Annotated in this window: 25 protein-coding genes and 1 pseudogene; 20 read left to right on the top strand and 6 right to left on the bottom strand. The window is 71.0% G+C overall.

From position 1 onward, the window contains the following. Positions 1 to 369: 369 nt before the first annotated feature. Genes QUE79_RS01520 through QUE79_RS01510 form a run of 3 tightly spaced genes read left to right on the top strand, consistent with a single transcriptional unit; the run spans position 370 to position 2,372 of the window. The gene (locus QUE79_RS01520) at positions 370 to 1,050 is read left to right on the top strand and encodes a GNAT family N-acetyltransferase (RefSeq protein WP_286345113.1); all 681 of its coding nucleotides are present in this window, start codon (positions 370 to 372) and stop codon (positions 1,048 to 1,050) included. Positions 1,051 to 1,096: 46 nt separating this feature from the next. Continuing rightward, a complete protein-coding gene (locus QUE79_RS01515) occupies positions 1,097 to 1,471 on the top strand; it encodes a hypothetical protein (RefSeq protein WP_286345112.1) in 375 nt (124 codons plus the stop codon). Positions 1,472 to 1,511: 40 nt separating this feature from the next. Further along, a complete protein-coding gene (locus QUE79_RS01510) occupies positions 1,512 to 2,372 on the top strand; it encodes an NAD(P)-dependent oxidoreductase (protein WP_286345111.1) in 861 nt (286 codons plus the stop codon). 131 nt (positions 2,373 to 2,503) lie between these two features. Here the strand turns inward: QUE79_RS01510 and QUE79_RS01505 are convergent, their stop codons facing one another. Further along, positions 2,504 to 2,920, bottom strand: coding sequence for a hypothetical protein (locus QUE79_RS01505; protein WP_286345110.1), 417 nt, complete (start codon positions 2,918 to 2,920; stop codon positions 2,504 to 2,506). On the opposite strand from QUE79_RS01505, the gene QUE79_RS01500 reads away from it, so the two are divergent. The 6 genes from QUE79_RS01500 to QUE79_RS01475 all read left to right on the top strand — a co-directional run bounded on the left by QUE79_RS01500 (position 2,813) and on the right by QUE79_RS01475 (position 7,310). Continuing rightward, positions 2,813 to 3,382, top strand: a complete 570-nt coding sequence (locus QUE79_RS01500; RefSeq protein WP_286346813.1) for a PhzF family phenazine biosynthesis protein — start codon at positions 2,813 to 2,815, stop codon at positions 3,380 to 3,382. The genes QUE79_RS01505 and QUE79_RS01500 overlap by 108 nt on opposite strands. Before the next feature lie 9 nt (positions 3,383 to 3,391). Beyond that, a complete protein-coding gene (locus QUE79_RS01495; protein WP_286345109.1) occupies positions 3,392 to 4,663 on the top strand; it encodes a D-arabinono-1,4-lactone oxidase in 1,272 nt (423 codons plus the stop codon). A 47-nt stretch (positions 4,664 to 4,710) separates the two neighbouring features. Beyond that, on the top strand, positions 4,711 to 5,148 hold the full coding sequence (locus tag QUE79_RS01490; protein WP_286345108.1) for an HhH-GDP family DNA glycosylase: 438 nt from the start codon (positions 4,711 to 4,713) through the stop codon (positions 5,146 to 5,148). Between the two features lie 85 nt (positions 5,149 to 5,233). Then, a complete protein-coding gene (gene folE / locus QUE79_RS01485; protein WP_286345107.1) occupies positions 5,234 to 5,836 on the top strand; it encodes a GTP cyclohydrolase I in 603 nt (200 codons plus the stop codon). Further along, positions 5,833 to 6,741, top strand: coding sequence for a dihydropteroate synthase (gene folP / locus QUE79_RS01480; protein WP_286345106.1), 909 nt, complete (start codon positions 5,833 to 5,835; stop codon positions 6,739 to 6,741). Before folE ends, folP begins: the two co-directional genes overlap by 4 nt. Next, entirely contained in the window at positions 6,738 to 7,310 is a 573-nt protein-coding gene (locus tag QUE79_RS01475) for a dihydrofolate reductase family protein (RefSeq protein ID WP_286345105.1), read from the top strand. The genes folP and QUE79_RS01475 overlap by 4 nt, the downstream gene beginning before the upstream one ends. A gap of 216 nt (positions 7,311 to 7,526) precedes the next feature. Here the strand turns inward: QUE79_RS01475 and QUE79_RS01470 are convergent, their stop codons facing one another. Then, complete coding sequence (locus tag QUE79_RS01470) at positions 7,527 to 8,723, bottom strand: MFS transporter (RefSeq protein WP_286345104.1); 1,197 nt, start codon at positions 8,721 to 8,723, stop codon at positions 7,527 to 7,529. 101 nt (positions 8,724 to 8,824) lie between these two features. Then, positions 8,825 to 9,982: an FAD-dependent oxidoreductase gene (locus tag QUE79_RS01465; protein WP_286345103.1), complete on the bottom strand. Its 1,158-nt coding sequence runs from the start codon at positions 9,980 to 9,982 to the stop codon at positions 8,825 to 8,827. Between the two features lie 154 nt (positions 9,983 to 10,136). Here QUE79_RS01465 and QUE79_RS01460 point away from each other — a divergent pair, with 154 nt between their 5' ends. The 6 genes and pseudogenes from QUE79_RS01460 to QUE79_RS01435 form a co-directional block, all read left to right on the top strand. Continuing rightward, positions 10,137 to 11,450 (top strand): CDP-alcohol phosphatidyltransferase family protein, encoded by a 1,314-nt coding sequence (locus tag QUE79_RS01460; protein ID WP_286345102.1) that lies wholly within the window; start codon positions 10,137 to 10,139, stop codon positions 11,448 to 11,450. A gap of 226 nt (positions 11,451 to 11,676) precedes the next feature. Then, positions 11,677 to 12,015 (top strand): hypothetical protein, encoded by a 339-nt coding sequence (locus QUE79_RS01455; RefSeq protein WP_286345101.1) that lies wholly within the window; start codon positions 11,677 to 11,679, stop codon positions 12,013 to 12,015. A 112-nt stretch (positions 12,016 to 12,127) separates the two neighbouring features. Next, positions 12,128 to 13,171: an FAD:protein FMN transferase gene (locus QUE79_RS01450; RefSeq protein WP_286345100.1), complete on the top strand. Its 1,044-nt coding sequence runs from the start codon at positions 12,128 to 12,130 to the stop codon at positions 13,169 to 13,171. Position 13,172: 1 nt separating this feature from the next. Further along, the gene (locus tag QUE79_RS01445) at positions 13,173 to 13,730 is read left to right on the top strand and encodes a ferric reductase-like transmembrane domain-containing protein (protein ID WP_286345099.1); all 558 of its coding nucleotides are present in this window, start codon (positions 13,173 to 13,175) and stop codon (positions 13,728 to 13,730) included. Next, on the top strand, positions 13,727 to 15,007 hold the full coding sequence (locus QUE79_RS01440) for an NADH-ubiquinone oxidoreductase-F iron-sulfur binding region domain-containing protein (RefSeq protein WP_286345098.1): 1,281 nt from the start codon (positions 13,727 to 13,729) through the stop codon (positions 15,005 to 15,007). Before QUE79_RS01445 ends, QUE79_RS01440 begins: the two co-directional genes overlap by 4 nt. Continuing rightward, a pseudogene (locus QUE79_RS01435) lies at positions 15,004 to 15,180 on the top strand (ferredoxin); the annotation flags it as partial. The gene QUE79_RS01440 and the pseudogene QUE79_RS01435, both read left to right, overlap by 4 nt. Before the next feature lie 60 nt (positions 15,181 to 15,240). On the opposite strand, the gene QUE79_RS01430 reads toward QUE79_RS01435, so the two are convergent. Next, positions 15,241 to 16,059, bottom strand: coding sequence for a DMT family transporter (locus QUE79_RS01430; protein ID WP_286345097.1), 819 nt, complete (start codon positions 16,057 to 16,059; stop codon positions 15,241 to 15,243). A gap of 62 nt (positions 16,060 to 16,121) precedes the next feature. Between QUE79_RS01430 and QUE79_RS01425 the strand changes: the two genes are divergently transcribed. Together QUE79_RS01425 and QUE79_RS01420 are read left to right on the top strand one after the other, a co-directional pair. Then, positions 16,122 to 16,775 carry an SDR family NAD(P)-dependent oxidoreductase gene (locus tag QUE79_RS01425; protein ID WP_286345096.1) on the top strand — a complete coding sequence of 218 codons (654 nt, stop codon included), beginning with the start codon at positions 16,122 to 16,124 and terminating at the stop codon, positions 16,773 to 16,775. Further along, on the top strand, positions 16,772 to 17,053 hold the full coding sequence (locus QUE79_RS01420) for an SDR family NAD(P)-dependent oxidoreductase (protein WP_286345095.1): 282 nt from the start codon (positions 16,772 to 16,774) through the stop codon (positions 17,051 to 17,053). Before QUE79_RS01425 ends, QUE79_RS01420 begins: the two co-directional genes overlap by 4 nt. Positions 17,054 to 17,151: 98 nt before the next feature. Here the strand turns inward: QUE79_RS01420 and QUE79_RS01415 are convergent, their stop codons facing one another. After that, the gene (locus tag QUE79_RS01415) at positions 17,152 to 17,469 is read right to left on the bottom strand and encodes a hypothetical protein (protein WP_286345094.1); all 318 of its coding nucleotides are present in this window, start codon (positions 17,467 to 17,469) and stop codon (positions 17,152 to 17,154) included. Between the two features lie 223 nt (positions 17,470 to 17,692). After that, on the bottom strand, positions 17,693 to 17,959 hold the full coding sequence (locus QUE79_RS01410; RefSeq protein ID WP_286345093.1) for a GlsB/YeaQ/YmgE family stress response membrane protein: 267 nt from the start codon (positions 17,957 to 17,959) through the stop codon (positions 17,693 to 17,695). A gap of 210 nt (positions 17,960 to 18,169) precedes the next feature. Between QUE79_RS01410 and QUE79_RS01405 the strand changes: the two genes are divergently transcribed. Genes QUE79_RS01405 through QUE79_RS01395 form a run of 3 tightly spaced genes read left to right on the top strand, consistent with a single transcriptional unit; the run spans position 18,170 to position 21,575 of the window. Beyond that, complete coding sequence (locus QUE79_RS01405) at positions 18,170 to 19,810, top strand: circularly permuted type 2 ATP-grasp protein (protein ID WP_286345092.1); 1,641 nt, start codon at positions 18,170 to 18,172, stop codon at positions 19,808 to 19,810. Beyond that, complete coding sequence (locus QUE79_RS01400; RefSeq protein ID WP_286345091.1) at positions 19,804 to 20,733, top strand: alpha-E domain-containing protein; 930 nt, start codon at positions 19,804 to 19,806, stop codon at positions 20,731 to 20,733. Before QUE79_RS01405 ends, QUE79_RS01400 begins: the two co-directional genes overlap by 7 nt. Then, positions 20,730 to 21,575, top strand: coding sequence for a transglutaminase family protein (locus QUE79_RS01395; RefSeq protein ID WP_286345090.1), 846 nt, complete (start codon positions 20,730 to 20,732; stop codon positions 21,573 to 21,575). Before QUE79_RS01400 ends, QUE79_RS01395 begins: the two co-directional genes overlap by 4 nt.

Genomic DNA, 21,575 nt, shown 5'->3' with positions numbered 1-21,575 from the left:
GGGGTGCGGGGCGGCGGGTCGCCGCGCGCGGTGGCGCGGTAGCGAAGCCGCAGGTGGGCCGCCTGCGCTGACGCGGGGTTGGGCTCGAGGGCGATCTCGGCGGCTGGAACTGCCTGGCGCCGGGGAGCCGCACTCCCGGCTGCGCGTGAGATCGCTGTAGATGTCGGGTGCGGGCCGGCGAGGCGACAGTTGCTGCGATCTCGGGCGCGAGTGCGGGCGTCGCGCGTGGTGAGGTCACGGTTGAGCCGCCTGTGCCGGCCGAACAGACGACCGAACTGCAATCTCGGCGACACGGGGGTCGAGGCCCGAAGCAGCAGCACGGAGTCACGCGAATTGACGCGCGGCGGCGGCCCCATCTAGCGTCGGCGCATGAGTTCCACCGCGCCGCAGCCCGAAGAGCCGGCCGCCGCCGAGCCCGGCCTCGCCGGAGAGCCGGTCGGCGCCGAGCCCGGCCACCCCGGCCACGCCGGACAGCCCACCGCTACCGCCGAGCCCGGCCACCCCGGCCACGCCGGACAGCCCGCTGCCGCCGCCACCCCCGCCCAAGGCCGACGGCCCGCCGTCCCACGCGTCACCTGGACGAGCCCCGACTCCGCGCTCGCGGCGCCGCTCGTCGCGGACCTGGGGCGCGACTACGACGAGCGGTACGGATTGAACGACGGGATCCCGTCGTCCGTCGAGCTGAGCCGCTACCCCGCCGACCTCTTCACGGAGGCCAGGGGCGGCGCGTTCCTGATCCTCGAGCGCGACGGCGAGGCGCTGGCCGGAGGAGCCTTCCTGCGAGAAGACGAGACGACCGCCGAGATGAAACGCATCTGGACCCACCCCGACCATCGACGGCACGGATACGGTCGGCGCGTCATGGCCGAGCTGGAGACCGAAGCGGCCAGGCGCGGCTACACCACCATCGCCCTGACGACGGGTGCGCGCCAGCCGGAGGCCGTGGGGCTCTATCTGGCGCTGGGGTATCGACCCTTGTTCGACCTGGACGGAGATCTCGAAGAGATCAGCTATCTGCGCTTCCGGAAAAGCCTGGCCATCGACGGCTGAGTCATGTAGCATATTGGATGTCGCATTGTCGAATCCGAGGAGGCTCATGTCGACGTCACTTCAGGCCGTCCCGAGGCGGCGCCTGTCCTTCGCCTTCGTCGGAGGCGGCCTGGCCGGTCTCTTGGCTGGGCTCGACGCAATCCTCCTGGCCTTCTTGATCGTGATGCTCGGGGGTTCCGACGCCGAAGACCTCGTGCTGCAGGGCGTCGGGCACGCCGGCTGGAGCGCCGCTCGCGGCGTCGAGTTCGGCGTCGCGCCGGGCGGCTTCGCGATCCTGCTCGCTGCCATGGCGCTGGGAGCAGTCGTGGCGGGCGCGTTGTTTCGAAGTCGCGGCTCCGGGGCAGACCCGGGCGTCGCCGCGTCTGCTCGCCGACGGCCTGAGCGCTCGCCGTCGGCCAAGGCGCGCGGCGTAGCCTCCTAGGGGTTGTGGGCCGCAGGGGTCCGCGGAGGGAGATCGACAGATGAAGGTGGCAGTCCTCGGGCTCGGAATCATGGGGCAGGGCGTCGCCCGAACCCTCATTCGCGAGGGGTTCGACGTCACCGTCTGGAACCGCTCTGCCGACAAAGCCACCCCGTTCGCCGACGAAGGGGCCGCGGTCGCCGAGACTCCCGCCGAGGCGGTGACCGATGCCGAGGTGATCCTGTCGATCGTCTTCGATGCGGACTCCGTCCTGAGCGTGCTCTCCGAAGCGGCCGGCTCCGTCTCGGGCGAGGCGGTCTGGGTTCAGGCCAGCACCATCGGGCTCGACGGCACGGCTCGCGTGGTCAAGGCGGCCGAGAGCGCGGGAGTGCCGCTCATCGAGGCGATGATGCTGGGCACCAAGGCGCCGGCCGAGACCGGGAAACTCGTCATGCTCGCCGCCGGAGACACCGCACTGATCGAGAAGGCCGCTCCGGTGCTCGACGCGATCGGTCAGAAGACGGTGAACACAGGATCACGAGTCGGCAACGGCTCGGCCCTCAAACTCGCGGCGAACGCGTGGATCGCCAGCATCACCGCGGCAACCGCCCAGTCACTCGCTCTGGCGCAGGCGCTCGGCCTTGAAGGCGAGCTGTTCCTCGAGGCCATCGACGGCGGGGCATCCGATACGCCCTACGCCCACCAGAAGGGCGGCAACATGCTCGCCGGTACCTTCGAGCCGGCGTTCGCGCTCGACGGTCTGCGCAAAGACATCGGCTTGATCGCCGACGCGGCCCTCGGTGCCGGCGTCGACGGACGCCTGCTCGGCGCACTTGCAGACGTGTATGCCGATGCCTCCTCGTCCGGGCACGGTGGCGACGACATCTCGGCCGTCTACGCGGCTTTCACGACGCGAGGCTGAGGCGCCGCCGTAACCCACCGAAACGCGCGGTCCGCCGTGCCAGGCTGAAGTCATGACCGAAGACCACGACGCCCCGACCGCGGCCGCACCCGCCCAAGGCCTGACCGTGAGGGTCCACGTCGTCCGTGTCTTCACCACCGACACCGGCGAGCTCGGCAACCCCTCGGCATCGTCACCGCCGACAGCGCCTCCGTCGCCGACAGCGCCTCCGTCGCCGACAGCGCCCCCGTCGCCGACAGCGCCGCAGCCACCGTGGCTGCCGACAGCGCCGACACCGCCCGCGTCACTGACACCGACACCCCCACGCCGCCGACCGCGATCAAACCTCCGACCACCCCGACCACCCCGACCACCCCGACCACCCCGACCACCCCGCCCCCGCCTGGCACGGCCACGAGCAGGAGATCGCCCGCCGGCTCGGCTTCAGCGAGACGGTCTTCATCGACCCGACCGCCGCCGGGGCCGATACGGCGAACGAGCCCGGTGCGCGCAGCGTCGCCACGATCCGCATCTTCACTCCCGCGAAAGAGCTCCCGTTCGCCGGCCATCCGACGGTCGGCACGGCGTGGTGGCTGCGCGAGCGGGGCACTCCGGCGGATGTCCTCGTCGTGCCCGCGGGCGATATCGGTGTCCGGTTCGACGGCGACGTGGCCTGGGTCTCGGCCCGAGCCTCCTGGACGCCGGACTTCTCCTGGATCCCTCTCGACTCGCCCGCCGACGTCGACGCCCTCGACCCCGCGGGCTTCACGCACGGCCACCACTACGCGTACGCCTGGGTCGACGAGGGCCGGGGCGCTCTCCGGTCTCGCATGTTCGCTCCGGAGATGGGGATCGTCGAAGACGAAGCCACCGGTGCGGCCGCGGTGTCGATCACGGCCCGGCTCGGACGCGATCTCGACATCACCCAGGGGCGCGGTAGCAGGATCTTCACGCGGCACCTCGGCGACGAGCTGATCGAGGTCGGTGGCACGACGGTGGAAGACCTCGATGTGAGCGTTCACATCGACTAGAGTGACCGCATGACGTTCACCGCCGAACGCGAGCAGAACTGGGCCGGCACGCACGTGTTCGGAGCCTCTCGCATCATCAACCCGACCTCCGTCGCCGAGCTGCGAGAAATCGTGGCGAAAGAGCCCCGCGTGCGCGCTCTCGGCACCCGGCACTCGTTCAACGACGTCGCCGACGGCCCCGGCGTCCTGGTCAGCACCACGGAGATCCCGGCCGACATCGTCATCGCCGACGACCGCCGCTCGGTCACCGTGGGCGCGGGCACCCGGTACGCGGTCGTCGCCACCGCACTCGAGGCGGCGGGGCTGGCCCTCCACAACATGGGTTCTCTGCCGCACATCTCCGTCGGCGGCGCGACCGCCACGGGCACGCACGGCTCCGGCGTCGGCAACGGCTCGCTCTCGACGGCGGTCAACGCGCTCGAGTTCGTGACGGCCGACGGCGGTCTACGCACCGTCCGTCGCGGCGATCCGGAGTTCGACGGGAGCGTCATCCACCTCGGCGCGCTCGGCGTCGTCACACGCGTGTCGCTCGACGTCGAGCCGAGCTACCGCGTCCGCCAAGACGTCTACCTCGGGCTCCCGTGGGAGGCGATCGAGGGCGCGAAGCTGCGCGAGGTGATGAGCCTCGGCTACAGCGTGAGCCTCTTCACGGTCTACGGCGACGACATCACGCAGATGTGGGTGAAGACTCGTATCCCCGAGGGCAGAGACGACGTCGAGGTGCCCGACGAGTACTTCGGTGCGAAGCGCAGCCCGCGCCGCGCCGAGTTCGTCGGCAAAGACGACAACACGACGCCGATGGACGGCTCGGTCGGTCCGTGGCAGGAGCGCCTCCCGCACTTCCGCATCGATCGCACCCCGTCGAACGGCGACGAGATCCAGACCGAGTACTTCGTCGGCCTCGACGACGGCGCAGCCGCGGTTGCCGCCGTGCGTACCCTCGCCGATCGCATCCAGCCTCACCTCCTCGTCACCGAGCTCCGCACTGTGAAGGCCGACGACTTCTGGATGAGCGAGACGCAGGGTCGCGACACCCTCTGCATCCACTTCACCTGGGCCAAGCACACCGACGAGGTGGCGGCGATCCTGCCGGATCTCGAGGCGGTCCTGGCGCCTTTCACGCCGCGTCCGCACTGGGGCAAGGTCAGCGTCGTCACCCCCGAGCAGATCGCCGAGCGCTACCCGCGCCTCGACGACTTCCGGGCGCTGGTTGCGAAGTACGACCCCGACGGCACGTTCTCGGGCGGCTACCTCGACCGCCTGGTGCTCGGTCGGTCCTGACGGCGGGCGCTCGAACACGGCCTTCCGGCTCGGCGTAGCGTCGCCGCATGGCCGACAATCTCCAGCCCACCGATCTCGACATCGACCTGAACGAGCCCACGCCGCAGGCGCTCTACCGCTGGCTCCTGGCGAGCATCCTGTTCGGGCGGCCGGTCCAGCAGCAGGTGTCTGCCGCGACGTACAGGGTGTTGATCGAGCGCGGGTTCACGAGCCCGGCGACGTTCGCCGAGGTGGGGCGCGAAAATCTGCGCAGGATCCTCGACGAGGGCCACTACGCCCGCATCGACTACGTCATGGCGGACGAGTTGCACGACGTGATGGGCGGCATCGTCAGCGATCACGGGTCGGTCAACCGTCTCGTCCGTACGTCGAAAGACGTTGCGGCTCTGCGGCAGGCGCTCACGGCCTACAAGGGCGTCGGAGCGAAGACCGCGGACATCTTCGTCCGGCAACTCCCCGTCGGCGTCATCGGCGCCGACGCCTGACGCGCGTGCGCCTTCCGGGGACTCGGGATACTGTTCCCCCGGACCTCCTGCACGGGTGGGGTACACGAAGGGGTACAGCAGCACGATGACATCGAAGTTCGACCGGCCGCGAATCGAACGAGCCGTGGCCGAGATCCTCGCCGCGATCGGCGACGATCCCGCGCGCGCGGGCCTCGTGGACACCCCGCGCCGGGTCGCCGACGCCTACGAGGAGTTCTTCGCCGGCCTCGAGGTCGACGTGTCCGCGCTGCTGGGCGGAAGCGTCGTCGCTGCCGACGAAGGTCAGCTCGGTGAGCTCGTCATCGTGCGCGACATCGAATTCCGCTCGGTGTGCGAGCACCACCTGCTGCCGTTCCTCGGCGTCGCGCACGTCGCCTACGTGCCGGGAACGCAGATCGTCGGACTCGGGAAGATCCCCGGGCTCGTCGATGCGCTCGCGTCGCGGCCCCAGCTTCAGGAGCGGCTCGGCGAAGAGATCGCCGAGGCCCTGCAGAGCGGTGTCCGAGCGGCCGGCGTCCTCGTCGTGCTCGACGCCGTCCACGGGTGCGTCACCTCGCGCGGCTCCCGCCAGACGCACAGCTCCACCGTCACGATCGCCAGCCGCGGTGTCCTCTCCGAGCCCGCCGGTCGGGCCGAGGCGATCGCGCTGATCGCGCCGTCGGCGTCCCGGGGCGGAGCCGAAGCGTGAGCGACAGCACCCTCCCGGCCGGCTTCGTGCTGCCCGCGCTCCGGTCGCCGGTGCGCAGGATCGGCCGCCGCACCTTCGATTTCGATCGGCAGATCGCCGTCATGGCGATCGTCAACCGTACCCCCGATTCGTTCTTCGACCAGGGCGCGACCTTCGCCCTCGACCGCGCGGTCGAGGCGGCCGTGGCTGCAGCGGGTGACGGCGCCGACTGGGTCGACATCGGCGGCGTCCCGTTCGCTCCCGGGCCCGAGCTGCCCGCCGCAGAGGAGGCGGCCCGGGTCGTGCCGGTCGTCGCGGCGCTCGCGCAGCAGTCGGACGTCGTCATCTCCGTCGACACCTTCCGGCCCGAGGTGGCAGAGCGCGCCATCGCAGCCGGAGCGAGTGTCATCAACGACACCACGGGCATCCACGATCCGAGGGTGGCCGATGTCGTCGCGGCCTCCGAGGCGACGCTCGTCATCACGCACTCGCTCGCGGCGCCGCGCCAGCCGTCGCCGCGCCCCCACTACGACGACATCGCGCTCGAAGTCGCCGATTTCCTCCGAGACCGGGTCGACTTCGCGCTGTCGCGAGGTGTCCCCGAGGAGCGCCTGATCGTCGACCCGGGGCACGACCTGAACAAGAACACCGTGCAGACCCTCGAGCTCACGCGCCGCCTCGCCGAGATCGCGTCGCTCGGGCTGCCCACGCTCGCGGCCGTGTCCAACAAGGACTTCATCGGGGAGAGCCTCGAGCGCGACAAGCCCGACCGACTCGCAGGATCCCTGGCGGCCGCCACGGTCAGCGTGATGTTGGGGGCTCGGATCGTCCGCATGCACGCGGTCCGCGAGTCGGTCGATGCCATGCGCATGGTCGAGGCGATCCTCGGCTGGCGCGCGCCCGCGGATCCGAGGCACAACCTGTGAACATCGACGAGCTGTTTCCCACGGCGGCGCCGGCCCTCTCGGACGACGCCCTCCTCGCCCTCTACGCGCCGACCGACCGCAGGGTTCCTCGGCTCCGCGTCAACTTCATCGCCAGTGCCGACGGCTCTGCGACGGCATCGGGGTTGTCCGGCGCCCTCGGCGGCCCCGCCGACAAGAGGGTGTTCGACCTCCAGCGGCAGCTGGCCGACGTCGTCGTCGTCGCGGCCGGGACTCTCCGCGACGAAGGGTACGGGGCGATGCGCCTCTCCGCCGAGGCCGAGGGGTGGCGGGTCTCGGCGGGCCTGCCGCCGCAGCCGCCGTTCGCGATCGTGACGGGGAGCCTCGATCTCGATCCTGCCAGTGACGTCTTCGCGAAGGCTCCCGTCCGTCCGATCGTTCTGACGGTCGAGAGTGCGCCGACCGAGCGGCGTGCCGCGCTCGAGAAGGTGGCCGACGTCGTCGCGTGCGGCGCGGACACGGTCGAGCCCGAGCGCCTGGTCGCCGAACTCGTCGACCGGGGACTGCTGCAGATGCACTGCGAGGGGGCCCGTCGCTGCTCGGTGCGCTGATCGAAGCGGACGTGCTCGACGCCCTAGCGCTGACGATCAGCCCGAATCTCGAGGGGGTCAGGGCGGCAGGATCACGAGGCGCTCCGGAGGCGCCGCCCCGATCGACCTCCGGGCCCTTGCGCTCGATCACGTTCTGAACTCGTCGGGGATGTTGCTGCTGCACTACTCCCGCGCCCGCTGAGCGCCCGGCTGGCGGAGGTTGCCGGCGCTCACGGATCAGCGGGCCGCGACCACCCGCGGAGCGGCATCCTGCTGGAGCCGGAGCGGCCCGCGTCGCCCGACGAACCAGACGGTCAGAGCGAATCCCGAGAGGACGGCCGCGGCGACCATGATCGCCGTCCAGCCGCCGTGCTCCCAGAGGAACGACGACAGCCCCGACCCGACCGCGCCCCAGATGAAGTTGTTGGCGACGAACGCGGTGTTGAGTCGGCTGCGCGCCTGCGGATCGATCTGGAACATCCGCGACTGCACGGTGATGTTCTGCCCCTGGATGGCCACGTCCAGCACCAGGATGGCCACGATGATGACCGGCACCGATGTCGAGCCGAGACCACCGATGACGAAGGCCAGCAGGATCAGCACCCAGGCCACCCCGATCGCCGGGAGGCCGAAGCCCCGGTCGTTCAGGCGTCCGACGCGCTGAGCCGCGGCAGCGCCCGCGAGCCCGACGAGCCCGAACAGCCCGATCACGTCGACCGAGAACGAGAACGGCGGGGCGCTCAGGAGGAACGTCAGCGACGTCCAGAACATCGTGAACACCGCGAACGACGTGCCGCCGAGCACGAGGCTCCAGCGGACCGCTCGCTCGCGGCGGACGAGAGCGAACACCGAGCCGATCAGTGCCGGATAGCGCAGCGCCGCCCGGACCGGCACCCGCGGAATCGCGAAGAACAGCAGGATCGCCAGAAGGAACGCCAGCGCGGCCGCCGCGAAGTAGATCGCCCGCCAGCCCGCGGCGGCTGCAACCAGCCCGGACACGGTGCGGGAGACCAGGATCCCGATCAAAATCCCGGAGACGACCGTTCCCACGATCCTGCCCCGGTTCGAGTCGTCGGCCAGATCGCCCGCGAGCGGCACGAGGATCTGCCCCGACACCGTCGTCAGCCCGACCAGGGAGAGCGTGATCAGGAGCACGGAGAACGTCGGCGCCAGCGCGCTGGCCACGAGGGCGGTGGTCGCGCAGAGGAGCGCGATGGGGACCAGGATCCGGCGGCTCAGCACGTCTCCGAGCGGGACGAAGAGCAGGACCCCGACGGCGTATCCGATCTGGGTCGCCGTCACGAGCCACCCGGCCGACGCGGTGCCGGTCCTGAGGTCGGAGGCGATGAAGTCGAGCAGCGGCTGCGACCAGTAGAGGTTGCCGACCGCTGCTCCGCCGGCGATCGCGAAGAGGAGGGTGAGGCGGCGGTTCACACGGGTCTCCTGTCGCTGCGGTGTGTCTTCGACGCTAGTGGCTCGGCATCGCGTCGAGGGAGGCACTGGTAGGACCCCGCGGAGACCGAGCCACGGAGCGGTCAGCGCTGCAGGGCGAACCGCGCGGCGGGACGCGTCCCGGTGGTGGCGAGGTCGGCCAGGATCCTGCCCACCGCGGGGGTGAACTTGAAGCCGTGCCCGGAGAACCCGGCGCCGACGGTGATCGGCCCGACCCGGTCGAGCACGAAGTCGGCGGTGTCGGTCGAAGTGTAGGTGCAGCTGATCTCCTCGAACCGCTCGGGGTCGACCCCGGGGAGCCACTCGCGGGCGTAGCGCTGAAGCGCCGCGAGCTGCGCCGGCTCGGAGGTGAAGGTCCGGGCGTCGGGGTCGATCGGCAGACCTGTGCCGTGCCAGCCGGCCTTCACCCCGGTACCGGGCGTGAGCATGCCGTAGACGCCGCTGTACCAGTAGTCGCCCCCGGGGCCGAGGTCGCGCTGGTGGTTGAACGAGGGCCACGCGAGCGCAGGATCGCGAGGGGCGAAGTGGGCGGGCTGCTCCTGCGTCACGACCAGCCGCGGCAGGGTCAGTCGCGCGCCGAGCAGTTTCTCGGTCCAGGCGCCTGCGGTCACCACGAGGGACCGGGTGCGCACCGTGCTGAGGTCGCCGTCGCCCGACTCCAGGTCGACCTCGACGAAGTCGTCGTCGAGCACCCGGATGCCGACGGCGCGGGTGCGGTGCCGCACCTCGGCGCCGAGCCGGGCGGCGAGTCGCTGCAGCGCGGCCACCGACGCATCGGCCTTCACCCGCCCTGACTCGGGCGAGAAGAGCACCCGCGTCTCGAATCGCATGCCCGGCCATCGCTCGTGCGCCTCGGACGCGCTGAGGAACTCGCTGGCGATGCCGGCGGCGTCGAGCGCCGCGTGCACCGTGTCGAAGGTGTCGCCCCCGCTCGATCCGCTCCTCTGGTGGGCCGCCGCCTCGCCGTGATTGACCAGGCCGACCAGCTCGAGCAGGGCCTCGCCCGAGTCGGCCTCGAGCTCGCCCCAGAGTCGCCGGGCCTCGACCAGCAGCTGGACGTAGTCGGGCTCGGCGTAGGCGACGTTGAAGTTGCGGTACTCGCCGTGGGAGGCTCCCATCGCGTGGCCCGGCTCGAAGCGCTCCGCCAACAGGACCTCGCGTCCGCGACGGGCGAGCGCCCAGGCGGTGGCAGAGCCCATGGCGCCGCCGCCGACGACGAGGGTCTCGACCTCTCCGACCATGCTGTCCTCTCCCGGGGTGTGCCGTCCACGGTACGGCGAGCGGCGGCTGCGCCCGAGCGCGCTCGTCTCGATTCGTCACACTCGCGACCGACACGAACGGTCGTGACGGGGCCGATGGTCCGCGGCTGTCGGTCGCACAGGGAACAATGGTCGGGTGAGCATCGTCGACTGGCTGAACGAGTCTCGCGCGGTGCTTCCGCTCGGGCTGGTGCTCGGCGTCGCCTTCGTCCTCGCCCTGCTCGAGTCGGCCCTCGGGCTCGTCAGCTTCGTTCCCGGCGGGCCGGTCGTGATCGTGGCTGCCGCCGCGCTCGATTCTCCGCCCGCGATCCTGCTGCTCTTCGTCGTCGTGGCGGCCGGGCGCCTCCTCGGCGACGGCATCGGTTTCGCCTTCGGCCGCAGGCGCGGCGAGGCCCTCCGGGCGAGCGCGGTCGTCCAGAGACTCGGCACCGACCACTGGGACGAGTCGGTCCGCGTGCTCGGTCGCAGCGGCCCGCTGCCCGTCCTGCTGGCGCGCCTCGTGCCCGTCCCGCGCGCCCTCGCGCCGGCCGCGGCCGGCGCTTCCGGCGTCCCGACCGGCGCCTTCGTGATCGCGAGCGCCGTCGCCTCCCTCGGCTGGTCGGCGCTCTACGTCACGGTCGGGGTGCTGGTGCGCGCGTCCTTCCACATCAGCGAGCCGTACCTCGGGGTGTCCGGGTGGCTCGTCGTTGCCGTCCTCGTCGTCCTCGGCGTCGTCTACCTGCTGGTACGCGTCGCTGCCCTGCGTCTCCCCGCCGGCGATCCGCGCCGGGTGCTCGGCGATTCCTCGGTCGCGGGCATGACGCCGCACCCCGATGGCCCGGTGACCAGCCTCCGCGATCGCCTGTTCGGCGACGACGACTGGCGCACGGTGCCGAACGTCATCTCGGCCTTCCGCATCCTGTTGCTGCCCGTGTTCGGAATCCTGCTCGTCGTGCACCTGTTCTGGGCCTCGATCATCGTGCTGCTCATCGTGTTCCTCACCGACTTCGCCGACGGCTTCATCGCTCGCCGCTTCCACCAGACCTCCGCCCTCGGTGCCTGGCTCGATCCGGTGGCCGACCGGCTGACGGTCGTGTTCGTCGTCGCCGCCTTCGCCGCGTCGGCCGTGGTTCCGTGGCAGCTCGTCGTGATCCTGCTCATCCCCGACGTGCTGTCGGGGGTGTGGGCCGTCCTGTCGTTCCACGGCGCACCCGACGTGCGGGTGTCGAAGGTCGGCAAGGTGCGCACAGCCCTGCTCTTCGTCGGGCTGTTCATGATGCTGTTCGGCGAGGCCGTGCCGGCGTTCGAGCGCGGCCTCGTCGGTGTGGGCTTCGCCCTGTTCGTCCTCGGGGTCGTGGGGCACTACCTGGCGATGGCCCGCAACGCGCGCGGGCTCGTGACGCTCTGGCAGCGCTCCCCGGTCGTCGGTACGGCTCCCTCCGGTGCGGCCGGCCCGGCTCGGGCGTCGTAGCTGCCGCTGGCACGGCCGTCTGCTCGCCCCGCGTAGCTCTCGCCGGGTGACTGCCGGGGCGTGTCTCCCGGTTCACCGCGGGTCGTGTGTGCCCTGGATCGCGCGATCTGCGGCGGCTTGCGAGACACGCCCCAGCCCGCACATCGAAACTCTCCAGGCCGCCGAAAGGTGTGCGCCCGATCGTTGACGTGTCAAACGTCCGCAGTCCCGAGCGAGAGGTGGAGCGATGAACGTCCGAATCAAGGGGCTTCGGAGCGCCCGGGTCGCGACCGCGGCGGTCGGTGCCGCGGGCGTCGCGATAGCCGCCGTGAGCGGGATCGCCGTCTGGAGCGAGAGCAACTCGGCCGGCGCCTCGTCGTCGCCGAGCGGGAGCGCGAGCACCGACTCGAGCGCGGGCTCGAGCGACGGCAGCGCAAGCAACTCCGGTGCGAGCACCACGGAGGGCAGCGGGACGAGTGCCGACACCACCGCTCCGTCGTCGTCCGCGACGACCGCGCCCTCCGGCAGCGCCGTCTCGGGCGGCGCCAGTGGCACCTCGTCCGACGCGACGTCGTCCGGCTCCTGACGAGGAAACCTCCAGCGATCGTGCTGCGCCTTCATAGGCGACGTATCGAATGGTGGAAGCCGGCCGACAGGTCCGCCCGCGAGGGTAGAGCTCCCCGAAGGAAGGACGCACGATGACTCAGCATCACCCGAGCGTGGCCGTCACGCGGAACGCCGCGCAGGACTGGACCCTGTGGAGCACCTCCGCCCGACTCGTCGTGACCGACGCCGTGGCCCTCACTCGCGCTCGCCGGATCGCCGACCGGATCCTGCTCGACGTCGAACGGGCCTGCAGTCGATTCCGAACCGACTCCGAGTTGTCCGCCCTCGCGGGCCAATCCGCGGACGGCATCGAGGTGAGCGAGATGCTCGCAGCGCTGGTCGAGCGCGCGATCGATGCGGCGCGGGTGACGCAGGGCGACGTCGACCCCACGCTCGGCGGCGTCCTGGACGCTCTCGGCGGAGGCCGCGAGGTGCACCTGCTCCCTCACGGCCAGCACGGTGACGAGGCCTCGTTCTCGATGTCGGTGGCGACGCCGCGCGAACCGGGCTGGACCAGGATCTCGCTCGAGGGCAGGATCCTGCGCGTCCCGGACGATCTCCGACTCGACCTCGGCGCCACCGCCAAGGCGGTCGCCGCCGATCTCTGCGCCAGGGCGATCGCCGACGAGCTGCACTGTGGAGCGCTGGTCAGCCTCGGGGGCGACATCGCCACGGCCGGACGGTCCCGCGACGACGGCTGGCAGGTCACGGTCCGGGACCTGCCGGATGATCCGGAGACGACCATCACCCTGGCCGACGGGTTCGCGGTCGCCACGTCGAGCACGCAGAAGCGGCGCTGGATCCAGGACGGACGACAGCTCCACCACATCCTCGATCCGCGGCTCGGCCTCCCCGCGCCGCCCGTCTGGCGGAGCGTCACGGTGGCCGCCGAGAACTGCTATCGCGCGAACACCCTGTCGACCGCTGCCGTCGTCCAGGGGCGGCGTGCCGTCGACCGGCTCACTCGGGAGGGTGTTGCTGCCCGCCTCGTCGACACGCACGGCCACGTGATCCACCTCGGCGGATGGCCCGACGACGAAGTCGACCCGGCCCCGCGCCGTCGACGCCGGGTGACCACCACCACCGCCGCCCTGGCGGCGTCGGGCGCCGAGACGACGCTGAGACGCGCGGGCTGACATGGACGACGCTCTCTGGGCGATCGGCCGGGGGACCGGTATCGCCGCCCTCGTCCTGTTCACCGTCTCGGTCGTGCTCGGCATCGTCACGCGCTCCGGCCGGCCGCTACCCGGCCTGCCGCGCTTCTCGATCACGCTGGTGCATCGCAACGTGTCGTTGGCGGCGACCCTCTTCCTCCTCGTCCACCTCGTCAGCCTGTTCTTCGACCCCTACGCTCAACTCGACCTCCTCGACACGGTCGTCCCGTTCTTCGGCAGCTACCGGCCCTTCTGGCAAGGACTCGGGACCGTCGGGTTCGACCTCGTCGTCGTGCTCGTCGCCACCGGACTCCTGCGCGGTCGACTCGGCCCGCGCACCTTCAAGGCGATCCACTGGGCGTCTTACGCGCTGTGGCCGATCGCCCTCGCGCACGCCATCGGCACCGGGACGAACGGCACCGAGGGCTGGTTCCTCGCGCTGGCCGCAGCGTCCGTCCTCGTCGTGGTCGCCGCCTGCGCGTGGCGCCTCTCGGCGCGTTTCATCGAATTCCACAGCCTCCGTCTCGGGGAGACCTCATGACCATGACCCAGCCCATCCGCACCAGCGTCCCCGGCCCGACGGGCGTGCGCCGCCTGTTCGCCGCTCGCGCCGCCGACGTCCGGTCGCATCTCGAGGTCTTCGGACCGATGCCGGCCGCCTTCGACATCGGCCACCTCCTCGCCGAGCTCGACGACTCCGGCCTCGCGGGTCGCGGCGGCGCCGGCTTCCCGACCTGGCGGAAGCTGATGGCCGCGGCGCAGGCGAACGGGCTGATCGCCGGCGTCGGGCGGGAACGCACGCCGGGCCGCAGGGCCGTGGTCATCGCGAACGGCGCCGAAGGTGAGCCGCTCAGCCGCAAGGACGAGACCCTGCTCCGCTGCGCGCCTCACCTCGTGCTCGACGGTCTGCTCCTGGCCGCGGACACGATCGGCGCGCGCGACGTCGTGCTGTATTCGACGGCCGGCACGCTCGAGGGCGTGGCGAGAGCCGTGGCCGATCGGCAGGATGCCTCCCGCGTCCGGCTCGTGACCGCTTCCGACACGTTCCTCTCCGGTGAAGCGTCCGCCGTGGTGAACGCCGTTGGCGGCGGCCCGGCTCTTCCTCGCGACCACGTGCAGCGCTTGACCCAGCGGGGTCTCGGGGGTGCGCCGACCCTCGTGCAGAACGTCGAGACCCTCGCGCACCTCGCTCTTCTCGCGCGATTCGGCGCCTCCTGGTTCCGCTCCCAGGGGTCGCCGGACGATCCCGGGACCCGGCTGGTGTCGGTCAGCGGCGACCTGCCGGCACCGCGGGTGCTCGAGCTGCCGGGCGGTGCGCCGCTCAGTGACGCGCTCACGGCGTCCGGAGCCGCACCCGACTCGCTCCGCGCGGTGCTCGTCGGCGGCTATCACGGCGCTTGGGTTCCGGCTGATCGGCTCGACGTACCGCTTTCACCTGGGTCACTCGCCCCGTTCGGGGCGGCACCCGGCGCCGGAGTCCTGATGGCCCTCGGGGCGCACCGCTGCGGGCTTGAGGCATCGGCCGAGATCACGACCTACCTCGCCGGACAGTCGGCTCGGCAGTGTGGTCCCTGTGCCAACGGGCTGCCGCGGCTGGCCGAGGTGCTCCACCGCCTCGCGGCGAAGGAGCGCGTCTCGTGGCTGCCCCGCGAGATCGAACGGCTCGCAGGGATCGTGACCGGCCGCGGATCCTGCCATCACCCGGACGGGACGTCGCGACTGGTCCTGAGCGCCCTGACCGTCTTCGAGAGCGATGTCGCCGCCCACCTCGCAGGCCGCTGCGAGGCGCGCCCCGTGGCCTCCGGCCGTGCGAGATGAGTCGCCGGGAGAAGCGACCGGCGCCCGATCGGGTACTGCACATCGATTGGACGCTCTGCGACGGCCGCGGGCTGTGCACGGAACTGCTGCCGGAGCTCCTCGAGCGCGACGAGTGGGGCTATCCGCTCGCTCGCGCGGGGAGCGCAGGATCCCGCTCCGACCTCGTCGTGCCTGCGTCGCTCGCGCCCGCCGCCCAGCGGGCCGTGGCACTCTGCCCGCGCGGCGCTCTCCGCTCAGTCGCGCGCCACGAGCAGGACGCCGCTCGTCGCGACCACGCCGGCGATCAGCATGCCCAGCACTCCGCCTCCGCTCGCTCCGGCCAGCGTGCCGAAGAAGACGCTGGTCAGGATGACGCCGGTCAGCGGGTCGATGACCGTCAGCCCGGCGAGGACGAGCGTCGAACTGCCCTGTGAGTGCGCGGTCTGGACCCAGAGGGATCCGGCGATGCCGGCGGCCGCGAGGCCTGCTCCGGCCGCGATGGAGACGGGGGTGATCCCGTTCTTGATGAGGTCGGTGAGCACGATCTGCGCGAGGGTCGCCACGAAGCCGAACATCACCGCGGCCGACAGGGCCGTCGCGAGGGCGGTCTTGCGGACGCGGAGGAGCAGGAAGGCGGCCACCAGCAGGATGCCGAGCGTGATCAACACCCCGACGAGCGAGCCGGTCGTGACCTTCTCGGGGCGCCCCACCACGAGGGCGATGATGACGAAGGTGGCGATCCCGGCCATGCAGAGGGCGATGCCGAGCCGTTTGATCGGGGCCAGCGGGCGGCGCGTGCGCCTCGCCTGCAGGTACGCCGAGACGAGGAGCCCGATCGCGCCGAGCGGCTGGACCACGGCGAGGTTCGCGAGCAGGAGCGAGCTGAGCTGCAGAACGATCGAGATGCCGATGAGCAGGGCACCGAGCAACCAGACCGGCTGGGCGAGAAGAGCACGGAAACCGCGCACCGACGTGGGCGACGCGTTGCCGCCCTGCGCTCGTACGCCGCGGTGCTGCAACTCGGTGCCGACGGCCAGGCCGACGGCCGCGAGCAGTGCAAAGAGGATCCCCACGCACGCAACGCTACCGGCGAACGGCCGAACGAGCCTGAGGGCGACCGGCATAGCCTGAGGCAATGACTCGTCTCACCACTCCGTTCGGAGCCACCAGCACCGCAGCCGACGTTCTCGAAGGGGTCGACCTCTCGGGCAAACGCGCCGTCGTGACGGGTGGCGCCTCGGGCATCGGCATCGAAACGGCACGGGCCCTCGCGGGCGCGGGAGCCGAGGTCACCCTTGCCGTCCGCAACCTCGATGCCGGCGCCGAAGCGGTCGCCGACATCCGCGCCAGGACGGGCTCGGAGCGGGTCACGGCTGCGTACCTCGACCTCTCCGACCGACCCACTCTCGCCGCGTTCGCCTCGGAGTGGAACGGGCCGCTCGACATCCTCGTGAACAACGCGGGCATCATGGCGACTCCCCTCACGCGCACCCCCGAGGGGTACGAGCTCCAGTTCGCAAACAACCACCTCGGTCACTTCGCCTTGGCGCTCGCCCTGCATGACGCTCTCGCCGAAGCCGGCGGCGCCCGCATCGTCTCGCTCACGTCGACCGGGCACCTCCGCTCCGACGTGGTCTTCGACGACCTCATGTTCGAGCGTCGCGAATACGACCCCTGGCTCGGCTACGGCCAGTCGAAGACAGCCAACTCGCTCTTCGCCGTGGGCGTCGGCCAGCGCTGGGCCGCGGACGGCATCACGGCCAACGCCGTGCACCCGGGGGCATCATGACGAACCTGCAGCGTCACATGGACCCGGCCGAGTTCGTCCAGCGCGGCTGGGTCGACGAGGAAGGCAACCAGAACGCCGCCTTCAAGACGCCCGAGCAGGGCGCCGCCACCTCGACGTTGATCGCAGGATCACCGCTGGTCGACGGCGTGACCGGCCGCTACTTCGAGGACGTGAACGAGGCCGAGCCGTACGATCCGGCGTCCCCGGCGAAGGGGTCAAGGCCTACGCGCTCGACCCCGAGTCGGCCGAGCGGCTCTGGGACGTGTCGCTGGACCTGATCGCGTAACCGCCCTTCGCGAGGTCCTGGTCGAGCGGCGTTCCGGTCGCGCGGCGTTCGATCGACGGGCGCCCCGTCGAGGGCTCCTCGGTCACCGCGTCAGGCGCTCTCCGACCACTCCAGGTCGAGGATCTCCTCCGGAGGCAGAGCGCGGCCCGCCCGCCGCAGCACCGGGAACACCGGCACCGGGAACTCCCGCGTCTCGTCGGCGCGCACGTCGACGTCGACCACGTCGAGGCCCCCGGCCGGCCCGATGACGACGGTGTGCTCCCGCACGAATCCGTCGGCCTCCAGCACCGGGAGGTCGACGTTCACGGCGTCGCCGCGCGAGAAGGCCGTGGCCGCGTACCTGACCAGGGCGTCGGCGGTGTCCGAGCCCGTCACCAGGGTGAGTCCGTCGTAGCTGATCCGTTTCATCACTCAGGTCTACGCGAGATCCGGCAGGATGCAAGGTCTTGCCAGATCGTCCCATGCCGTCTAGGGCGTCGCGTCGGCGGGCCGCCGCAGGCGTCGGCGCGTCGTCGCCGACCCGCCAGAACCTCCGGAGACCCGCCCACGCGCGCGAAGGGGCGCCGCCACGGAGGTGACGGCGCCCCTTCGGTGTTGCTCGGGTGCGCGCAGGGCGCGTGGATCGCGAGCGCTACGCGCGCTTGGTGCCGCGACCCGTGATGGCGCCGTAGATGACGAGGACGATGATCGCCCCGACGACGCTCAGGATGAAGTTGGCGAGGCTCCACGTGCCGAAGTCCGCGTGGAAGATGAGGCTTCCGATGAAGCCGCCGAGGAACGCGCCGATGACGCCGAGGATCAGCGTCGCGATCCAGCCGCCGGGCTGCTTGCCCGGGAGGATGAGGCGCGCGACGATGCCGGCGACGAGGCCGAAGATGAGAAATGAGATGACGCCCATGGTGATGGGTCCAATCGTTGTGTGATCTGCCGAAACCGGGGGTGTGCTTCGAACTACCCGGGAGACGCTAGCGCACCGCTCAGTTTCACTCTCACAGTCTTCTCAGGAACGGGGTACAAAGTCACGGTCGACCCGAGCGTCGCCGGGCCCGTCACATCCCCGCCCACTGGCCGAAACACCCCCGCAACACCCCGGGCCTAGGTTCAACACATGGGAGACCTCTTCGACGGATACGCCGGCGTGACGAGCCGGAGCATCCGCCCCCGCGGCCCGGGAGCCTGGGACGAGATGTTCCAGGGGCCGGGATCGCCGCGCGACATGTATCGCGAGATCCACGCCGCGCTGGACAGCATGACGCAGGACGAACTGCGCGGCCGGACGGCGGCCCTGGCCGACTCGTATCTCGCGCAGGGGGTCACCTTCGACTTCGCCGGCGAGGAGCGCCCGTTCCCGCTCGACGCCGTCCCCCGCGTCGTCGAGCAGGCCGAGTGGGTCGACGTCGAGCGCGGCGTGAAGCAGAGGGTGAAGGCCCTCGAAGCGTTCCTCGCCGACATCTACGGGCCGCAGCGGGCCGTGGCGGACGGTGTCATCCCGGCCTCGCTGATCACCTCGTCTCATCACTTCCACCGACAGGCGGCCGGGATCGAACCGGCCAACGGCGTCCGGATCCAGGTCTCCGGAATCGACCTCGTCCGCGACGAGGTCGGCGCCTGGCGGGTGCTGGAGGACAACGTCCGAGTGCCGAGCGGTGTCAGCTACGTCATCTCGAACCGGCGCGTGATGGCGCAGACCCTGCCCGAACTGTTCGTCTCCATGCGCGTGCGGCCGGTCGGCGACTACCCGAACCGCCTCCTGCACGCGCTGCGGAAGAGCGCGCCGGTCGGCGTCGAGGATCCGACGGTCGTGGTGCTCACACCCGGTGTGTTCAACTCGGCGTACTACGAGCACACGCTCCTGGCTCGCCTGATGGGCGTCGAGCTCGTCGAGGGCCGCGACCTCTACTGCTCGGGCGGTCGCGTCTGGATGCGCACCACCGCCGGTCCGCAGCGCGTCGACGTGATCTACCGCCGCGTCGACGACGAGTTCCTCGACCCGCTGCAGTTCCGGGCCGACTCCGTGCTCGGGTCGCCCGGCCTGCTGATGGCGGCGCGCCTCGGCACGGTCACGATCGCCAACGCGGTGGGCAACGGCGTCGCCGACGACAAACTCGTCTACACCTACCTACCCGACCTGATCCGCTACTACCTCGGCGAGGACGCGATCCTGCCGAACGTCGACACCTGGCGGCTGGAGGATCCGGGAGCGCTGGAGGAGGTGCTCGACCGCCTCGACGAACTCGTCGTGAAACCCGTCGACGGCTCCGGCGGCAAAGGGCTGGTCGTCGGGCCCGCGGCCAGTGCCAAAGAGCTGGACTCCCTCCGCACCACCTTGAAGAAAGACCCTCGAGGCTGGATCGCGCAGCCCGTGATCCAGCTCTCCACCATTCCGACGCTCGTGGACGACGGGCTGCGCCCGCGGCACGCCGACCTCCGGCCGTTCGCGGTCAACGACGGCGACGAGGTCTGGGTTTTGCCCGGCGGCCTCACCCGAGTGGCGCTGCCCGAGGGGCAGCTCGTGGTGAACTCCAGCCAGGGCGGCGGATCGAAGGACACCTGGGTGGTCGGCGTCGACGCGGGAACCTGGATGGCCGGGCAGAGCGTCGGGGCCCTCGTGACCGAGCAGGCCACCCCCACCGCGTCGATCCCGATCGTCGCGGCCGACCACGTGCCGGACCACTCGCCGCAGGACGACCCGAAGCGCGACCAGCAGTCGCAGCAACAGCAACAGAAGACCCAGGGAGAATCATGCTGAGCCGGATCGCCGAGAGCCTCTTCTGGATCGGCCGGTACATCGAGCGGGCCGACGGCACCGCGCGGATCCTCGACGTGCACCTGCAGTTGCTCCTCGAGGATCCCTGGATCGAAGAGGATGCCGCCTGCCGCTCCCTCCTGTCCGTGATGGGGAGCGACGCGCCGGACGACGTCGAGCTGACCCGCGCCGACGTGCTCTCGATGCTCGCCGTCGACCGCCACAACCCGGCGTCCATCGCCTACTCGCTCGGTGCCGCCCGCGAGAACGCGCGCCGTGCCCGCGAGATCGTGTCGACCGAGCTCTGGGAGTGCCTCAACACGACGCGGGCTCGGATGCCGCGCAAGGTGTCGAGCGACAAGGTGCACGAGTTCTTCGCCTGGGTCCGCGAGCGCTCGGCGCTCGCCGTCGGCATCATCGAGTCGGCCACCAGCCGCGACGAGGTCTGGCAGTTCTTCACACTCGGCCGCAGCATCGAGCGAGCCGACATGACCGCCCGGCTCCTGGCCACGCGCACACTGACGGAGGCCTCCGGACCGTCGTGGACCACGATCCTGCGCTCCGTCGGAGCCTACGAGGCCTATCTGCGCACGTACCGGGGCGTGCCGAGCGCTCGCAACGCCGCGGAATTCCTCCTTCTCGACCGGCTGTTCCCGAGGTCGGTGCTGTTCGCGATCTCCCGGGCCGAGGCGTGCCTCCGCGAGGTCGAGCCCAACACCGCGCGGACGTTCTCGTCCGATGCCGGGGTTCGTATCCTCGGTCAGATGCGCAGCGAGCTCGAGTACAAGCCGATCGCCGAGATCCTCGACGATCTCCCGACCCACATGGACGCCGTGCAGTCGGCGACCTCGGCGGCGTCGGAGGCGATCCGGCAGCGCTACTTCCCCACCTCCGCCGCCCCGACGTGGGTGGGGGAGCGTTCATGAGCCGCCTTCGCATCCGGCACGTCACCGGCTTCCAGTACGAGGGCGAAGCCAAGGCGAGTTACAACGAGGCCCGGATGCTTCCGGCGTCGACCGAGACGCAGTTCGTGCTCTCGTCGAACCTCCGGATCGAGCCGAACTCGGGCGCGCACGAGTACCTCGACTACTGGGGCACGCGCGTGTCGTCGTTCGAGGTGCTCCAGCCGCACCAGCAGCTGTCCCTCACGTCGACCTCACTCGTCGAAGTGCGAGCCGTGAGCCACCCCGAGCACGATCTCGACTGGGACGATCTCGCCGCTGCCGCCGGTCGGCGTGCCGAGTTCGTCGAGCAGCTCGAGCAGACGCCGCTCACGGCACCGCCGGCGGAGGTCAGACACCTCGCCGAGGCGGCCGTCGCGGCGAGCACGAAACCGTGCCAGGCCGCGCTGGCCATCTGCGAGCAGATCGGCGACCAGGTGCAGTACCTGCGCGGCGTGACCAATGTGAAGTCGACGGCCGCCGACGCCTGGAAGGCCAAGGCGGGCGTCTGCCAGGACATCGCGCACATCACCGTCGGGGCACTGCGCTCCGCAGGGATCCCGGCGCGCTACGTCAGCGGCTACCTGCACCCGAAACCGTCGGCCGAGCTGCACGAGACGATCGTGGGCGAATCCCACGCCTGGGTCGAGTACTTCTGCGGCAGCTGGAACGGCTACGACCCGACCAACCTCATCGACATCGGGGAGCGCCACGTCGTCGTCGGCCACGGGCGCGACTACAACGACGTCCCGCCGCTGCGCGGGGTGTACGGCGGCAGTCGCACTTCGAAGCTGTTCGTCACGGTGGAGATCACCCGCGAGGTCTGA

It is taken from the genome of Frondihabitans sucicola, from assembly GCF_030296615.1.
Lineage (GTDB): Bacteria > Actinomycetota > Actinomycetes > Actinomycetales > Microbacteriaceae > Frondihabitans > Frondihabitans sucicola.
This window is presented reverse-complemented; position numbering and strand designations above follow the sequence as displayed.

What these genes read in the sequence shown, in the direction of transcription:
- QUE79_RS01495 (WP_286345109.1), top strand. Translation starts at nt 3,392, where the DNA reads ATGACGTTCACCGCCGAACGCGAGCAGAACTGGGCCGGCACGCACGTG.
- QUE79_RS01425 (WP_286345096.1), top strand. Translation starts at nt 16,122, where the DNA reads ATGACTCGTCTCACCACTCCGTTCGGAGCCACCAGCACCGCAGCCGAC.
- folE (WP_286345107.1), top strand. Translation starts at nt 5,234, where the DNA reads ATGACATCGAAGTTCGACCGGCCGCGAATCGAACGAGCCGTGGCCGAG.
- QUE79_RS01440 (WP_286345098.1), top strand. Translation starts at nt 13,727, where the DNA reads ATGACCATGACCCAGCCCATCCGCACCAGCGTCCCCGGCCCGACGGGC.
- QUE79_RS01400 (WP_286345091.1), top strand. Translation starts at nt 19,804, where the DNA reads ATGCTGAGCCGGATCGCCGAGAGCCTCTTCTGGATCGGCCGGTACATC.
- QUE79_RS01520 (WP_286345113.1), top strand. Translation starts at nt 370, where the DNA reads ATGAGTTCCACCGCGCCGCAGCCCGAAGAGCCGGCCGCCGCCGAGCCC.
- QUE79_RS01420 (WP_286345095.1), top strand. Translation starts at nt 16,772, where the DNA reads ATGACGAACCTGCAGCGTCACATGGACCCGGCCGAGTTCGTCCAGCGC.
- QUE79_RS01505 (WP_286345110.1), bottom strand. Translation starts at nt 2,920, where the DNA reads ATGGCCGGCGAACGGGAGCTCTTTCGCGGGAGTGAAGATGCGGATCGT.
- QUE79_RS01465 (WP_286345103.1), bottom strand. Translation starts at nt 9,982, where the DNA reads ATGGTCGGAGAGGTCGAGACCCTCGTCGTCGGCGGCGGCGCCATGGGC.
- QUE79_RS01405 (WP_286345092.1), top strand. Translation starts at nt 18,170, where the DNA reads ATGGGAGACCTCTTCGACGGATACGCCGGCGTGACGAGCCGGAGCATC.
- QUE79_RS01515 (WP_286345112.1), top strand. Translation starts at nt 1,097, where the DNA reads ATGTCGACGTCACTTCAGGCCGTCCCGAGGCGGCGCCTGTCCTTCGCC.
- QUE79_RS01410 (WP_286345093.1), bottom strand. Translation starts at nt 17,959, where the DNA reads ATGGGCGTCATCTCATTTCTCATCTTCGGCCTCGTCGCCGGCATCGTC.
- QUE79_RS01510 (WP_286345111.1), top strand. Translation starts at nt 1,512, where the DNA reads ATGAAGGTGGCAGTCCTCGGGCTCGGAATCATGGGGCAGGGCGTCGCC.
- QUE79_RS01395 (WP_286345090.1), top strand. Translation starts at nt 20,730, where the DNA reads ATGAGCCGCCTTCGCATCCGGCACGTCACCGGCTTCCAGTACGAGGGC.
- QUE79_RS01455 (WP_286345101.1), top strand. Translation starts at nt 11,677, where the DNA reads ATGAACGTCCGAATCAAGGGGCTTCGGAGCGCCCGGGTCGCGACCGCG.
- QUE79_RS01450 (WP_286345100.1), top strand. Translation starts at nt 12,128, where the DNA reads ATGACTCAGCATCACCCGAGCGTGGCCGTCACGCGGAACGCCGCGCAG.
- QUE79_RS01415 (WP_286345094.1), bottom strand. Translation starts at nt 17,469, where the DNA reads ATGAAACGGATCAGCTACGACGGACTCACCCTGGTGACGGGCTCGGAC.
- QUE79_RS01490 (WP_286345108.1), top strand. Translation starts at nt 4,711, where the DNA reads ATGGCCGACAATCTCCAGCCCACCGATCTCGACATCGACCTGAACGAG.
- QUE79_RS01445 (WP_286345099.1), top strand. Translation starts at nt 13,173, where the DNA reads ATGGACGACGCTCTCTGGGCGATCGGCCGGGGGACCGGTATCGCCGCC.